Below are 15,884 nucleotides of genomic sequence, written 5' to 3'. Positions count from 1 at the left end.
GACACGAACTTATCCACGCCAACCACGTCGAACGGGTCTAGCACGTCGAACGGGTCTAGCACGTCGAACGGGTCGAGCGCGTCGCCGGCCGCGATGCCCGACGCCTGGCTTCTCCGCGAGTTCGACCATGTCTCGCCGCAGCTGGCTCCCGTGCTGCACGAATCCCTGGCCCGGATGCGGTCGCTGTGCCCGGTGGCCCACAGCGACCTGCACGGCGGATTCTGGGTCATCACGAAATACGAGGATGTGCTGCGGGTCGCCCAGGACTGGGCGACCTTCACCTCGACCGACGGCCTCAACATCCCGCCGAGCCGGACGCATGTCCGCAATATTCCGGTCGAGGTCGACCCGCCCGAGCAGCGCGCCTACAAGAAGCTGATCAACGCCCACTTCACGCCGCAGATGATCGCCCCGTGGGAGGAGGCCACCCGGGCGCTGGTCTCCCGCCTCATCGACGGTTTCGTCGAGAGCGGGCGCTGCGAGTTCATGGACGACTTCGCCCGGCCGCTGCCGAGCCTGACGTTCTTCGAGTTCGGTCTCGGTGCCCCACCCGAGGACCTCGACGAGGTGTCACGGCTGGCCTCGACGTCGTCGATTCCCAACGACCCCGACGCGGCGGCGTCCTGGGCGGGCCTCGCCGCGTGGATCACCGCCCTCGTCGAGCGCCGGCGCGGCGAGCCACCGCGCGGCGATGTCGTCGACGCCGTCCTGAAGGCCGAGTTCGACGGCCGGCCGCTGGCCCAGCAGGAGATCATCGGCATCGTCCAGCTCCTCGTTCTCGGCGGTCTTGAGACCACCGCGGGGGCGCTGGGCCTGATGATGCACCGGTTCTGCCTCTCCCCCGAGATCCCGGCGCAGCTGCGCGCCCAGCCGGACCTGATCCCGAAGGCGGTCGAGGAACTGCTGCGGCTCGACGGGCCGTTCGTCGCCATCGCCCGCACGGCCACCCGGGACGTCGAACTCGGCGGTCAGCAGATCAGGAAGGGCGACAAGGTTCTCCTCTACTGGGCCTCGGCCGGCTACGACGAGGACGAGTTCCCCTCCCCCGAGGCCTTCGACCTCGACCGGGCCACGAACCGTCACCTGGCCTTCGGGGCCGGCCCACACCGCTGCATCGGCTCCAACCTCGCCCGGCAGAACCTCCGGATCGCGCTGGAGGAACTGCTCCGCCGACTCCACGACATCCGCGTCGCCGACGGCGCCGAGATCCACTTCCACAACACCCTCACCCGCGCCCCGAACTCCCTCCCCATCGCGTTCACCCCCGGCCCTCGGGAGGCGGGCGCCGGCCCGCTGGCGGTCCAGCCGTAGGCGCGGCGCTCCAGGAGTCGGAACGCCTGACGCCTAGCCGGAGCCTGACTCCCGCGGGTCGGGCACACCGATCGGATTCGGCCACCGCAGGAGGGCCGCGGCGCGCCTGGCGACGGGGGCCAGCAGCGCGACGCACCGTTCGATCTCGTCAGGGCCGAGCGGCTCCCAGACCGAGGCGGCGGCGCGGTCCGTCGTCTCCTCGACCGCGTGCAGGGCGGACCGGGACGCCTCCGTCGGCCGGCCGGTGTCGTCGAGCCAGCCGCGGGCACGGAGCCGGCCGGCTGCGTCGACCCACGCGGCGTCGGACCATCCGCGCGCGCGTTGCAGATCCTCCCGGCTGACACCGCCGGCACCGCCGCTGCCGACACCGCCGAGACTGGCCCGCCAGACAGCGGTCTCGGCGCCGTCGAGGCCGGCGGTCACCAGCGCCGCCACATGGCCGTCGCCGCGGTGCTCCCGCAGGATCGTCGTGGCCTGCCAGAGGACCCCGATCGGGTCCTGCGGCCAGGGCAGGGCCGCGTTCGCGGCGGCAAGCACGCGGCCGGCGACCGGTGCCCGCTCCGCGGCCGCCCGCAGCACCCCGGCGAGCTCGACGAGCTCGCCCGGCCGCGTCTGCGCCAGCAGCGGGACCAGGGCCTCGCGGGCACCGTCGAGCCGGGCGGTCAGTGCCTCCGCGGGAGTGATCCTCGTCCAGATGTCCGGCAGCGCCCGTGCCACCATCGCCGGCGCGAACCCGAAGAAGCAGCCGACGACCGGCGCCGCACCGACCGGGCCGAGTGGCGCCGACCGCCCGGCGAAGTAGCCCCGCCAGAACCCGCGCAGACCGGCACCCTCGAACGCCGCAGCACAGGCCGGCGCGAAGTAGCTGACGGCGTGCACCGGTTCGAACAGCTGCCACATCCGCCGGGCCACACCGTCACCGTCACCAGGCAGGTCGTCATCCGGCATCTCCCGAGCCAAACACCGGCGTCCGACCCGGGTCAACCAGCCGCCTGCGCGCCACCGCCACCGCCGCCACCCACCGCTGGACGTCCGCTACGTCGAGATCCCGTCATGTGGACCGGGCTGGGACAGGTCACTGCCCACCCCTTCCCACCCCTTCCCACTCCTCCGGCCGCCTCCGGCGGCCTGTCAGGAGTTGCGCGCGCTGGCCGCCGATATTCTTCCCGGCTGCGAAAAACGTACGCCAGGAAGGCCCCCAGGCAGTTTCCGGCCACTACGACGGTCAGGTAGCCCGCATTGGAGGTGACCCCGAAAAGGGAGGGATAATTTCCGCTTTCTCGCTCGCTTCCCTCACCTGACCCGACTCCACCTTCAGGCCGAAAGACCGCTCCAGGGACATGCACTGTATTGACTCCGGGCGTTCATCAACCTAGCTTCGACCGCAAAATCGGCGACACTCGCCGATGCATCGGAGGAAATACATGAGACCTTTTGTTCGGCGCACCTGCGTTGTGGTGACCAGCCTCGCACTCGCACTCGCAGGACTGTTCGTCGCCGTCCCCGCGGTGAACGCCCAGGTACCGGCCGGGAGTGGGACCGGGCCGTATCCCGCGATGTACGAGACCGACCTCCGGTTATCCAACCACACCGTATACCGACCGCGCACCCTGCCCACTGACACGACCCTGCCGATCGTCGTCTGGGGCAACGGCGCCTGCCGGGCGGACGGGACCTGGTTCGATGACTTCCTGCTGGAAATCGCGTCGCACGGATTTCTGGTCATCGCCAACGGCCGCCCTGGCGGCACCGGCCAGACCCAGGCATCCTGGCTGACCGACGGGATCGACTGGGCCGTCCGGGAGAACAGCCGGCTCTTCGGCAAGTACCGCGGGAAACTCAACACCACGAAGATCGCGGCCATGGGGCAGTCCTGCGGCGGGCTCGAGGCCATCGAGGTCAGCGCCGACCCGCGGATAACCACCAGCGTGATCTGGAACAGTGGCCTGTTCGGGACGGGTCCCAAGCCCGAGCTGCGTGAGCTGCACGCACCCGTCGCCTACATCACCGGCGGCGAGAGCGACATCGCCCACGCCAACGCGCTCGACGACTGGAGCAAGCTGCCGCCGACCCTGCCCGCCTTCCTGGGCAGCCTCGATGTCGGCCACTACGGCACCTACGGCCAGACGAACGGCGGCGAGTTCGCCCAGGTCGGCAAGGACTGGCTGAAGTGGCAGCTCAAGGGCGACCAGACGGCGGGGCAGCGCTTCGCCGGTCCGTCCTGCGGCCTGTGCGCCGACCCCGACTGGGACGTCCAGCAGCGCAACCTCGGCTGACCGGAGTCGAGGTACTCCGGGTACCAGCGGCCTGTCACGGCAGACAGGACGACGCCCGGTCCGCGACCGTCAGGCTGACGGTCGCGGACCGGGCACGTCGCCGTCAGCCGGTCGAGGTGGGGCAGGGAAAGTCGCCAGCGATATTCTGGACAGTTCTGTCCGAACTCGGGCGACGGGGGAAAAGAAACATGTCGGCCAGTCTGACCGTTCGTGGCTGGGATGAGCTCCTTGTCGTCTCGCCGGACCAGTCGTTCGTTGTCGGTCGTGGCGTGGACGCCGACCTGGTGGCCTCCGACCATCGGGTTTCGCGCCGGCACCTGCTGATCGAGTCGACGTCCGACGGCTGGACCGTGGTGGACATCAGCACCAGCGGAACCTGGCTGGCGGGACGGCGGATGCGCCGGATGCTCGTCCACTCGGAGTCGGAGCTGCGTCTCGGCGCGGTGGACGGGCCACGGATCACGCTGACTCCCGACTCGGCGCCCGCCACCGAGCCGATCAGGCGCAGGATCGCCGGCCCGTCGGTCCCACCACGCCGGCTCGATGCGGGTCGTTCCGGCCAGACCCGCGAACCCGGCCGGACGCATGAGCTGCGTCGAGGCCGGACGTCCGTCGGGCGGGCGCTGTCGAACGACATCGTCGTCGGTGATCTGCTCGCCTCCCGCGAACACGCGGAGATCCTCGTCGACCGCGGCGGTGCACGGATCGTCGACCTGGGGTCGGCGAACGGCACCTTCGTCAACGGCCGGCGGATCCACCGGGCCGTCCTGCGCTCCGGTGACATCATCGCCATCGGGCACCACGTCTTCCACGTCGCCGCCGGCGCGACCGGTCCAGCGGGGGCGGCCGGTCCAGCGGGGGCGGCTGGGACGGCCTGCGCGACGGGCCCACGGACTGTCCCGGTACGGCTGATCGAGTACGTGGACTCCGGTGACGTCCTCTTCGAGGCCGACGGCCTGAGCGTCGACATCGGGGAGAGCCGGCTGCTGCACGACGTCACGTTCCGGCTCCCGGGACGGGCGTTACTCGCCATCATCGGGCCCAGCGGGGCGGGGAAGTCCACGCTGCTGAACGCACTCACGGGCTTCCGCCCGGCGGATGCGGGAACCGTCCGCTACGCCGGCCGCGACCTCTACGTCGAGTACGACGAACTGCGCCGGCGCATCGGCTATGTGCCGCAGGACGACATCCTGCACAGATCCCTCACTGTCCGGCAGGCCCTCGGGTACGCCGCGCGGCTGCGTTTTCCCGCTGACACCACCAGGCAGGAACGTCAGACACGCATCGACGCGGTGCTGGCCGAGCTCGGCCTCGCCCCCGGGAACGAAACGCGTCCYGACGACGCCTCCGACGCCTCCGACGACGAGTCCGACGGCACGAGCTGGCTGGATGGCGTCGACGTGGCCGACCTGACGGTGGCGAAGCTGTCCGGCGGCCAGCGCAAGCGGACGAGCGTCGCGCTGGAGCTACTCACCCAGCCGACCCTGCTCTACCTCGACGAACCGACGTCCGGCCTCGACCCCGGGCTCGACCAGGAGGTCATGGAGGCGCTGCGGCGGCTCGCCGACGACGGCCGGACCGTCGTCGTGGTGACCCACAGCGTCGCCCAGCTCGACCTGTGCGACTATCTGCTCGTCCTCGCCAGAGGCGGGCACGTCGCCTACTTCGGCCCGCCGCAGCACGCCCTGCGGTTCCTCGGCAAGGCCACCTGGTCGGAGGCCTTCCGCGCCCTCACCAGCGCCAGGGGGGCGGCTCGGCTCGCCCGCACCTACCAGTCCTCCGGCTACTTCGTCCACAGCTCGACCGTCATGCCGTCCGCCAGATCCGAACCGGCACCGCTGCCGGGCATCCGCCAGCAGCCAGTGCTCTCCCAGCTGCTCACCCTGAGCCGCCGATATCTGCGCATCATCGCCTCCGACCCGTCCTACCTGCGCATGCTCCTCGGCTACCCGATCATGCTGGGGCTGATCCCCCGCCTGGTCGAGACGCCACACGGGTTACGGGCCGCGCCCACCGGCGAGCCGAACCGGGACGCGATCCGGGCACTGCTCATCGTGATCATCATGGCCTGTTTCCTGGGCATGTCCAACTCGGTCCGGGAACTCGTCAAGGAACGACCGGTCTACCTGCGGGAACGCTCGATCGGCCTGTCCACCACCGCGTACCTCGGTTCCAAGGTGCTGGTGCAGACACTGATCACGACCGCCCAGAGCATCGTGATCACGATGATCGCCCTGGCCGGGCGTGCCCCGGCGGACGGCGTTCTGACCTCCCATCCGATGGCGGAGATGACGGCGGCGGTGACCGCGACGGCGGTCGCCTCGGCCATGGTGGGCCTGGCGGTGTCCGCACTGGTCGACAACGCCGACAAGGCGCTTCCGCCGCTGGTCGTGTTCTCGGCGGCGCAGCTGGTGCTGGCCGGCCCCCTGGTGCCGGTGGCGGGCCGGCCAGGACTGGAACAGCTCGCCTGGCTGTTCCCCGGCCGCTGGGGCTACGCCGCCACGGCGTCGGTGACCGACCTCATCGCCGTCCAGAGAATCGACGTCGAATACCTCAACCCCGGCGTCCCCGCCGACCCGATCTGGCGCCACGAGGCGCCGATCTACCTCGTCGACCTCGCCGCGGTCGGCGCCATCGGACTCGTCAGCATCGGCGTCGCCGCACTGCTGCTGCACAGACTCGACCCACCGGTCGCTCGCCGCGGCCCCTGACCGCGCGCGGCGGGCTCGGCGGGCTCGGCGGGCCCAGGAATGATCGGGACAGCCAGGCGTCAGTGGTCGGGCCGCTGCTGTTCGACGGTGCGGGCGAGGATGCCGAGGGTCGCCCGCAGACCGGCCTCAGGGATAACCGGGAAAACGCCCTGACGGAAGTCCTCGGTGATCTCGCTCCAGTCGTAGTAGGACGTCACCAGAGTGCCGACCTCGCTCGGCTCGAGGTGGTAGCCGTAGCGGTGCCCGATACGCGGCCAGTCCTTGACGGTGATCGTCCACTCGATCTCGGCATTCGCAACGAACCTGGTGATGACGACGGTGACGTCGTACTTCCCCAGCGGGTAGTCGTTCAGGGACTCCCGATCCATGTGGACGACGAATTCGTCGCCGATCCCGGTGACGGGCTTCCCCTCCGCGGACTGGAGCATCCCGGAGCTGTCGATCGTGACATGCCCCTGCGGGTCGCACAGCACCGCGAAGATGTCCTCCCTCGGCGCAGCGATCTGCCGCCGGACCTCGAACCGTTCCGTCGTCATACCGGAAGCCTCGCACCCGCAGGTTGCCAGAACCATCGATGTATCGGATCCGCCGGTACGACGCGGCCCGTGTACGTCCCTACGCCGCTCGGTGCGTAGTCATCGTGCGGCATCGGTCGGGCGCGCACGAGCAGTCGATGACGGTGCCGGTCCGGGATGCGCTTCGCAGGCCTGCGCCTTCCCGCGGGCGGTGACGGCGGCCCGGCGGGCGGCGACGTCGGCGGTGCCGCGCCGCCACGTCTCCGCCAGGACACCCTCGACGAGATGCGCCTCGTCGAGGGTGGCGGTGTTCGCCAGCTGCCGGTAGTGCCGCAGCAGCCGGCGGACGCTGCGCTGGTCGTTGCTGACGATGTCGGCGGCGAGCCCGCGGGCGGTGGGCAGCAGCTCGGCGTGCGGGACGACCCGGTTGACCAGGCCCAGGCGCAGTGCTTCGTCCGCGGTCAGGAAGTTTCCCGTCAGGGACATCTCGACAGCCGCCCGCCACCCGATGGACTGCGCGAGCAGAACGGTGACCCCACCACCCGGCATGACCCCGAGCCGGGCGTGGGTGTCGGCGAACCGCGCCCGTTCCGAGGCCACCAGGAACGTGCACTGCAACGCCACCTCCAGGCCGCCGGTGACCGCGACACCGTTGATCGCGCCGATGACGGGTTTGGCGATGACGGGCAGGAACCGGTACAGGCCGTTGGTGTCACGTTCGGGGCCGGCGCCGGGCGGTCTTTCGGTGTCGGTCGGTGGCACCTCGCCAGACACCTCCCGCAGATCGACCCCCGCGCAGAACGCCGGGTCGGCGCCGGTGAGGACGACAGCGTCGACGTCGGGATTGTCACCGGCAGCGGACACCTCGTCCCACAATGCATGGGTGAGCTGCCGACTCAGCGCGTTGCGGGCCGCGGGCCGGTTGAGGGTGATGATGGCGACGCGGTCGCGGACGTCGGTCAGGATGACAGGTGCGGACTCGGATTCGGTCATGTGCGCGCCTCGGATGGTGAGAAGGGTGTCACGGACGGCGTGAGGAAGTATTCTTTGCGGGGTGAAAGTCGAYGGTACGCTCAGTGGACTGTCCGGTGCAGCGGATCGCGCCCGCGCATTGGAATCCCGCGGGTATGACGCAGTGTGGGCGGGGGAARTCAACCAGGATCCGTTCCTGCCACTGGCCGTCGCCGCCGAGGTGACCGAACGCCTCGCGGTGGGCACCTCCATCGCGGTGGCGTTCGCCCGCTCGCCGATGAGCCTGGCCTACACCGCCGACGACCTGCAGCGCCACTCCCGCGGCCGGTTCCTGCTCGGCCTCGGCTCCCAGGTGAAGCCGCACGTCACCCGCCGCTTCGGCATGCCGTGGGGGCGGCCCGCCGCACAGCTGCGCGAGTTCGTGGGCGCGCTGCGGGCGATCTGGTCGTCCTGGCATGACGGCAGCCCTCTGGATTTTCAGGGCACCTACTACCAGCACACACTCATGCCTCGGGATTTCGTGCCGCCCCACCACGAATTCGGCCCACCCCGGGTACTTCTCGCCGGGGTCGGCGAGACGATGACCCGCCTCGCAGGTGAGGTGGCCGACGGTTTCATCTGCCACGGCTACACCACCGACCGGTGGATTCGTGAGCGTACCCTGCCCGCCCTGCGCGCCGGCCGCGAGAAAACGGGTGCGACAATGGACGGTTTCGAGGTCGCCAACACCCCGTTCATTGTGACCGGAACCGACGAGGAGATCGAGCGGAAGCTCCCGCAGGTCCGCGGCCAGATCGCCTTCTACGCCTCCACCCCTGCCTATCGCGGTGTCTTCGACCTGCACGGCTGGGGGGCCGCGAACGAGGAGCTGACCGCCCTGTCGAAGGCCGGGCGCTGGTCCGACATGGCCCGACTGATCACCGACGAGATGGTCGAGGCGTTCGCGATCGTCGCCGCCCCCGGTGAGCTGCCCGGCCGTATCGCCACGCGCTACTCCGGGCTGCTGACCCGCCTCTCGTTCACCCCGCCTGCCAGCCTCGACTCCGACGCCGTCGCCGACCTCGTGGTTCGGCTGCGGGCCTGCTGCTGAGAGGTCAGGACCCGGCCTGCGCAGCCTCTCGGTGCGTGGGGCTCGATGCCGGATCCACCACGACGCGACGGGGCACCCGGGCTTGCTCCTCCGCAGGCGTACGCGCGTGGATCTGGCGGAGCAGGGCCTCCGGCGGACATCGTCCGGCCACCRTCAACTCGGCCCTGGCCCAGGCCACCGCCGCCCGTCGCGGACGGCGATGACGGGCGTCCGGGACAGGATCGGGAGCTGCCGCCCGCCGGTCAGCCGGGACTCGGGTGAGAGAGGCGTTGCCAGCGGAGTGCTCGCCGCCACGACGTGTGACATCGGTAGCAGTGCCTGGCTGTTCGGTGGTGGCTTCTGACGGGATTTCTGGTGTGTGGGGTAGTTGTAGTTACCGAAAGGGGCGTCATCGACGGATCCTCCAGGTACTCGACGTGCCTGGACCAGGGACCCGGATGCCCGGGGTCTGGCGGGCTGTCCGGGACGCGCATCCGGACGTGCGGAGCGGCTGGGATGCCGGACCCAGCCGTGGGAAAAGGATCGGCGTTTCTCCCGGGCCCGTCCACAGTGGAACTACGTAGACGGCCTACGGGGATGTCTGACAGTTCTCCGATCGCTCCCACCGCGTCGCCGGGCGCCAGACAGCCCGCGGGTCGCGACTTGACGTGTTGTCTCGCACTCGGAAAAAATTGACCATGACCGCGTCCACGTCGCCGCGGCTCCCCGGAACGGGCCTGCCCACAGAGGTGACCAGCTTTGTCGGCCGGCGGCAGGAGCGTGCCGACCTCAGGCAGCTACTCGGGCGGTTTCGGCAGGTCACCCTCGTGGGCGCGGGCGGTGTGGGCAAGACCCGGCTGGCCTTGCGCACCGCCGCGGATGTCCGCGGCGAGTTTCCCGACGGGGTGTGGTTCGTCGAACTTGCGCAGTTGCGTGACCCAGACCTGCTGACACATCAGCTCGCGGCCACGCTCGGCTGCTCGCCGCCAGCGGAACAGACGATTCTGACCATGCTGTTGGGGCACCTGCGCGACAAGCGGTTGCTGCTGGTATTCGACAACTGCGAGCACCTGGCGGACGCCTGTGCCGACCTGGTCGACAGCCTGCTGCGGGCGTGCCGGCGGCTGTGCGTTCTTGCGACGAGCCGCGAGTCGCTGCGCGTCGAGAGCGAGTGCACGTATCTGGTCACGCCGTTCTCGGTGCCTGAGGGGCCCGGCCTCGAAGGGCGCAGCGAGTCAGCCGGTGACGCCGTCGCCCTGTTTCTGGACCGGGCCCGCGCGGTGTGTTCGGGCATCGATCTGACGCGGAAGAACCGCGAGGCGATCGTGGACATCTGCCGTCTGGTCGACGGGATTCCGCTCGCGATCGAACTGGCGGCGGTCAGGCTTCGGGCTCTGTCGCCAGCCGAGGTCCTGCGGCTGCTCCGCGAAGGCAGCGAGGTCCTGGCGCACGACGGTCGCCGCATGCCGGAACGCCGGCGCACGCTGCGAGGGTGCATCGACTGGAGCTTCGACCTCTGTACCAGGCAGGAACAGCACCTGTGGGCCCGGCTCTCGGTGTTCTCCGGCGGCTTCGAGCTGGATGCGGTGAAGGGGATCTGTCAGGGTTCGGGGCTCCCTGAGCCCGTACTCGACCTGATCCTGTCGCTGGTGGACAAATCCATTCTGATGCCCGAGGCAGGTTCCGGGAAGGCCCGGTTCCGGCTCCTGGAGATGCTGCGTCAGTACGGTTACGAGAAGCTCCGGGACAGCGGCGAGGACGCCCCCGTGCGCCGGGCTCACCGCGACTGGTTCCTCGATCTCTCGGTCCGGGCGGCGGGCGGGATGCTGGGCACCAACCGCCGGCAGTGGCTGCGTCGCCTGCGCCGTGACCACGCCAACCTCCAGCGGGCGATGGCGTACAGCGCCGAAGCGCACGACCACGCGCACGGGCTCACCATGGCACGGTCGCTGCACTACTACTGGGTGGCCGACGGGCGGTTCGACGAGGGCCGGACCTGGCTCGCGCGGTTCCTCCGCGCCGACGACGGAACCGTGCTGGATCGCCTCCGGGGCGTGCACGCGGCCGGCTGGCTGGCAACCTTACAGGGCGATGCGGTCGCGTCGGCGGCGATCCTGCACCAGGGCGCGCAGCTGGCCGCAGGCAGTGAGGACGCCTCGGCCGCCGCCCTGATCACCCAGCTGGACGGTCTGCACGCGCTGTATACCGGCCAGTCGGTGGCGACGGAACACCTCGAACTCGCGCTGGAGCGGTTCCGTGTGGTCGGTGATGTCAACCGTCAGCTGGAGACCCTCGCGATGCTCACCGTGGCCGCGGCGCTCGGTCCCGCCCCCACGGCGGCGGGGCGCTACCACGGGGCGTGCGGCGCGATGGCCGAACTGCGTCACGTGCCGGCGCTGCGTATGTACACGGCGTGGCCCTATGCGCTTGCCACCTGGCGCACTGGTGACTCGAACGCCGCGCTGTCGAGCGCCCGGGAGGCGCTGACCTTCGCGGCCAGCCGGTCCGACCAGCTGAGCCTCGCGTTGTGCATGGAGACCATCGCCTGGATCGAAGCCAGCCGCGGGCGGCACGTGACGACCGCGGTGCTGCTCGGCGCCGCGGACCGGCTGTGGTCGCGCATGGGGACATCGACCGCGGCCCTCCCCGGCCTGTTCCGCTTTCGTCGTGAATGTGAGTCGGAGTGCCGTCGGTCGCTCGGCGACTCCTCCTTCGACGCCGCGTGGACGCGCGGCGCAGAGCTGACCCTGACGGAGGCCTGCTCCAGCGGCATGGATGAGCGGGACGCCGCCGCACCGCCTGGTGTCGCGACCTGGATCACCGAGGCCGGCCCGCTCTCCGAAGCCGGGCTGACCCGCCGTGAACGAGAGGTCGTCGCCCTGTTGGCGCTGGGGCGGACCAACCGGGAGATCGCGACGGAGCTGGTGATCGCCCCGCGCACCGCGGAGTCGCACGTCCACCAGGTCCTCAGCAAGCTTGGATTCCACTCCCGGGCCAAGGTCGCCGTGTGGTTGACCGACCAGCTTGGTCGCCCCTCCGAGGCGCCGGCCGGCGGACAGCAGGCGGGCGGGGCCCGTTCAGAGCAGCCCAAGGGTAGGCTTGAAATTTCTAGATGTATCGGCTAGGTTCACTCGTCGGGTGATCGTCGCATGCCGGTGACGACCGTCCGGACTCTCGCGGCCCACCCGCGACCGGGAAGCCCGGGCGATCGTCGCGGTCGCCTCGGACGTCGATGTGGTCGACATATTCCAGGGCGCTCGTATTCACCGGATGCAAGACCGACGCTGGATGCCTCTCCCCAGGGGCTGGGCAAGGGATCCTCGCTCGGCCACGGAAACAATCCTCTGGCTCTCTTCGAGTGAACGTCACATCGGCGTTTTCGCCTGCCGCTCGGCGGTCGCCGATATCCACGAACCTCGGCGATGCAGAAATTCCGCCGACGGGCCGCGAGGCGACTGCCTCATCGTACGAACGCAGTTTACGAGAGGAGCGAATTCATGGCGTCGACCAAGGGTTTCCGAGCAAGAAGGCCGCGTTTCCGAAGACTGGTCTCGCTCGCTTTATGCGCGACAGCCGGCCTCGCACTGGTCGCGGCGCAGGCACCAGTGGTCTCGGCGGCGACACCCCCGGTGTCGCTGCCGACGGACGAGTCCGCGCATCCGAGTGCGGGGATGGAGTGGTGGTACTTCACCGGCCACCTTGCCGGAAAGGACGTCTTCGGCAAGAACCACTCGTACGGCTTCGAAACCATGGTCGTTCGTAACGACGGGCTCAACACCGCGCCGCACGGGGTCATCTACAACGTGAACATTTCTGTCACGGACCTGACCCGAGGCACCTTCAAGCAGAACAGGGACATCTACAGCATTCAGGATGACAGGACCCCGGCCGGTGGAGGATTCAGCTTCGACGTCGGTGGCGTGCACATGGACGGCAAGAACGGCGTCAACCACATCTGGGGCGGTTTCCCCGACCTGAGCTATGTGTACAGTGGCCTGACGCTGAAGCAGAGCACCCCGGCGGCGCTGCACGGGACCGATGGCGTGATCCCCTACGGCCCGTTCGGCGAGTCGGGCTACTACTCCCAGACGAACCTCGACGTCTCCGGGAAGCTCTTCGACCACGGCCTGCTGGTGAACGTGACCGGCAAAGCCTGGATGGACCACCAGTGGGGCAACTGGAACCCCGGCAAGGGCGGCTGGGAATGGTACAGCATCCAGCTGTCCAACAACACACAGTACATGCTCTACTTCATCCGCGACGAACACAAAAACTACGTCGAGACGATCGGGACTCTCGTCAACGCCGATGGTAGCACCGTGGACCTTCCTGCGAACCAGCTCAGCCACACGGCGCTCGGTAGCTGGACCAGTCCACATACCGGCATCGTTTATCCCCAGAACTGGACTGTCAGTGTTCCGGGCGGCACGTTGAACGTGACCTCACAGTTCCCCGATCAGGAGGTCTACAGCGATCTCATCACGGTGGGCTCGTACTGGGAGGGCACGACGACCGTGTCCGGAACGGTCAACGGCCAGGCGGTGACCGGGCAGGCCTACGCCGAGGTAATTCCGTATATCGAAATGCCTGGCCATGGCTACGTCTGGCAGTCGGTCAAGGACCTCCTGGGTATCTGACCTGCAGTCAGCACCTCCTGCTGTCGGTCCCATGCTTGTGCATCCGGGTGGCGGGTCCCGCGGTGGGCCCGCCACCCGGTCGGCCAGGCCGGCAGCACCCACCCCTCAAAACATATAGTTCTTTTCAGTCGCTACAACAGTTAGGCCAGGTCATGGACTTCCAGTTACGAGATCCTCGTGAGACCGCCAGCCGCCTGCGCACCTGGCTCACCGACGTCCGCGGACTGACCGACGTGGAGGTCGACGAGCCGACCATCCCGGCCGGGACCGGGGCCTCCAACGAGACAGTCCTCTTCGGCGCCGTCTGGACCGGCCCCTCCGGGCCCGAACAGCACCAACTGGTCGCACGCATCGCGCCGACCAGTTATGTGGTGTTCCCCGACGACACCTTCGCGCTGCAGTTCCACGTGATGCGTGCCCTCGCCGACGCCTCCCGCGTGCCGATGGCCCGCATGCACTGGTTCGAGCCGGACAGGTCCTGGTTCGGCGCCCCATTCTGGATCATGGACAGAGTCCCTGGCCAGATCCCCAGCGACACCCCGCCCTACGCGTCGGCTGGCTGGCTGGCGGACGCCTCCCCCGAACAGCAGCACCGCGCCTGGGTAAGCGGCGTACGTGCGTTGGCGGGCGTGCACACCACTCCGCTTGCCGACCTCGGACTCCCCCCGGGCCTTCTCGAGAGCCAGGAGGACCCGGTGGGCGCGGAGATCGACCGCTATGAACGGTTCCTGGCCTGGGCCGAGGAGGGCAAGCCCTTCGACCTGGCCAGGGACGCACTCGCCTGGCTGAAGCGCAACCARCCGTCAGCACCTGTCGACGCTCCGGCGCTCTGCTGGGGGGACGCCCGGCTCAGCAACCTCATCTTCCAGGACTTCGAGGTGGCCGCGGTGCTCGACTGGGAGATGACGAGCGTCGGGGACCCTCTCCTGGACCTGGGTTGGTGGGTCTTCGCCGACGAGACGCTGACCACCGGAGCCGGCCTCAACCGCCTGCCGGGCTTTCCCTCACACGACGAGACTGCCGCGCTATGGCAGTCGATCACCGGACGCCCCACCGACAACCTCGACTACTTCGAGGTGTTCGCGGGGCTCCGGTTCGCAGTAATCATGGTTCGGATAGGGAAGCTGGTTGTCGACATGGGCTTCATGCCCGACACCTTTCCCTACGACAACATGGTCAGCCAGGGGCTCCACCGGGTCCTGTCCCGGGTCTGACCCACGAGCTTCGTCCTATCGCTTCTCGTAGGTGACGCCGGCCGCCTCGACGTCCCAGGTGGCCCCCGTGACGCCCTCGGCGCGCAGCTCACGCTTCAGAACCCGGCCGACCGGGCTTCGGGGCAGCTCGTCACGGAACTCGATATAGCGCGGAAGAACAAAGTACGGAAGCGCCTCCACGCACCAGCGGAAAAGTTCCTCCTCGGTGAGCGTGGAGCCAGCGACGCGGATCGTGGTGACCTTCACGTCGTCCTCGGTGAGTTTGCTGGGCACAGCGTGCACGGCGACATCCGCCAGCTGCCCGTGACTCATGAGGATGCGCTCGACCTCGAAACTGGCGATGTTCTCGCCCCGGCGGCGCAGGTAGTCGGCCTTGCGATCAACGAAATAGAGGTAGCTGTCCTCGTCGATCCTTCCGATGTCGCCGGTGTGGTACCACCAGTTCCGGCTGGTCTCCACCGTGACCTCGGGGCGGCCCCAGTAGCCCTCGAACATCACGTGCGGGCGCTTCGGGCGGATCACGATCTCGCCGTCGGTGCCGCGCGGCAGTTCGTTGTCCTCGTCGTCGAAGATCCGAACGTCGAAGTACTCGGTGTTGATGATCCCCGCGGCACGCGGCCTGTTGCGTACCCCCGGCGGCTGCCAGGAGATGAGGCTCGCCTCGGTCACGCCGTATGCCCCGGAGAAGGTCTCGATCCCGAACCTGGTACGGATCACGTTGTCGACCTCGGGTGGCAGGGGCGCCGCGCCCATCAGCCGCAGGGTCCGGTTCGCCTCCGGCGCGCCCGAGCGCGGCATCTCCGGCCGGTCCACGTCGTGCGCCAGCAGGTAGGCCATCGTCCCCAGGGTCGAGGTCATCGTCGCGCCCGTGCGGTTCATCTCCTGCCAGAAGTTCGAGACCGAGAACTTCCGGTAGACAGCCGCCCGCCCGCCGTACACCAGTGTTCCGACCACGGCCGTGACCAGAGCGTTGTAGTGGAACATCGGCAGCGGTGTCCACACCACGTCATCCGCGGTCCGGCCCCAGCTGTACCCGATCTGCCTGGACAGGGAAGTTATTCAGAAACTCTCTTGATCCTCTCGAAGCTCAGTATTCGTTCGGATTGCTGTTCGTTGATTTTCTGGAGGCCGACGGCAGCCTGGACGTCGGCATCGATGCGACCGAGTTCGCTGCGGTGG

General features: G+C 69.0%; 11 protein-coding genes. 7 read left to right on the top strand and 4 right to left on the bottom strand.

Features of this window, described 5'->3' with window-relative positions:
- Nucleotides 1–93: 93 nt before the first annotated feature.
- Nucleotides 94–1,311, top strand: coding sequence for a cytochrome P450 (locus CC117_RS19910; RefSeq protein WP_071086373.1), 1,218 nt, complete (start codon nt 94–96; stop codon nt 1,309–1,311).
- Between the two features lie 33 nt (nt 1,312–1,344).
- Here CC117_RS19910 and CC117_RS19905 read toward each other — a convergent pair whose 3' ends face one another.
- Nucleotides 1,345–2,259: an SCO6745 family protein gene (locus CC117_RS19905; RefSeq protein ID WP_241830263.1), complete on the bottom strand. Its 915-nt coding sequence runs from the start codon at nt 2,257–2,259 to the stop codon at nt 1,345–1,347.
- Nucleotides 2,260–2,735: 476 nt separating this feature from the next.
- On the opposite strand from CC117_RS19905, the gene CC117_RS19900 reads away from it, so the two are divergent.
- Together CC117_RS19900 and CC117_RS19895 are read left to right on the top strand one after the other, a co-directional pair.
- On the top strand, nt 2,736–3,587 hold the full coding sequence (locus tag CC117_RS19900) for an alpha/beta hydrolase (RefSeq protein ID WP_071086371.1): 852 nt from the start codon (nt 2,736–2,738) through the stop codon (nt 3,585–3,587).
- Nucleotides 3,588–3,775: 188 nt separating this feature from the next.
- Nucleotides 3,776–6,298 (top strand): FHA domain-containing protein, encoded by a 2,523-nt coding sequence (locus CC117_RS19895; RefSeq protein ID WP_071086370.1) that lies wholly within the window; start codon nt 3,776–3,778, stop codon nt 6,296–6,298.
- Nucleotides 6,299–6,357: 59 nt separating this feature from the next.
- Here CC117_RS19895 and CC117_RS19890 read toward each other — a convergent pair whose 3' ends face one another.
- Both CC117_RS19890 and CC117_RS19885 read right to left on the bottom strand, forming a co-directional pair.
- Nucleotides 6,358–6,834 (bottom strand): SRPBCC family protein, encoded by a 477-nt coding sequence (locus CC117_RS19890; RefSeq protein WP_071086368.1) that lies wholly within the window; start codon nt 6,832–6,834, stop codon nt 6,358–6,360.
- A gap of 99 nt (nt 6,835–6,933) precedes the next feature.
- The gene (locus CC117_RS19885) at nt 6,934–7,806 is read right to left on the bottom strand and encodes an enoyl-CoA hydratase (RefSeq protein WP_071086366.1); all 873 of its coding nucleotides are present in this window, start codon (nt 7,804–7,806) and stop codon (nt 6,934–6,936) included.
- A gap of 61 nt (nt 7,807–7,867) precedes the next feature.
- Between CC117_RS19885 and CC117_RS19880 the strand changes: the two genes are divergently transcribed.
- From CC117_RS19880 to CC117_RS19865, 4 genes are all read left to right on the top strand, one after another.
- The gene (locus tag CC117_RS19880) at nt 7,868–8,875 is read left to right on the top strand and encodes a TIGR03617 family F420-dependent LLM class oxidoreductase (RefSeq protein WP_071086364.1); all 1,008 of its coding nucleotides are present in this window, start codon (nt 7,868–7,870) and stop codon (nt 8,873–8,875) included.
- A gap of 647 nt (nt 8,876–9,522) precedes the next feature.
- Entirely contained in the window at nt 9,523–11,979 is a 2,457-nt protein-coding gene (locus tag CC117_RS19875; protein WP_131803098.1) for an ATP-binding protein, read from the top strand.
- A 372-nt stretch (nt 11,980–12,351) separates the two neighbouring features.
- On the top strand, nt 12,352–13,491 hold the full coding sequence (locus CC117_RS19870; protein ID WP_071086361.1) for a lipocalin family protein: 1,140 nt from the start codon (nt 12,352–12,354) through the stop codon (nt 13,489–13,491).
- A 152-nt stretch (nt 13,492–13,643) separates the two neighbouring features.
- On the top strand, nt 13,644–14,705 hold the full coding sequence (locus CC117_RS19865; protein ID WP_071086359.1) for a phosphotransferase family protein: 1,062 nt from the start codon (nt 13,644–13,646) through the stop codon (nt 14,703–14,705).
- Between the two features lie 15 nt (nt 14,706–14,720).
- Here the strand turns inward: CC117_RS19865 and CC117_RS19860 are convergent, their stop codons facing one another.
- Nucleotides 14,721–15,743 (bottom strand): AMP-binding protein, encoded by a 1,023-nt coding sequence (locus tag CC117_RS19860; protein ID WP_256385400.1) that lies wholly within the window; start codon nt 15,741–15,743, stop codon nt 14,721–14,723.
- Between the last annotated feature and the right edge of the window lie 141 nt (nt 15,744–15,884).

The organism is Parafrankia colletiae (assembly GCF_001854655.1).
Taxonomy (GTDB): domain Bacteria; phylum Actinomycetota; class Actinomycetes; order Frankiales; family Frankiaceae; genus Parafrankia; species Parafrankia colletiae.
Note: the sequence above shows the minus strand (reverse complement) of the source record. Positions and strands in the feature narration are given on the sequence as shown.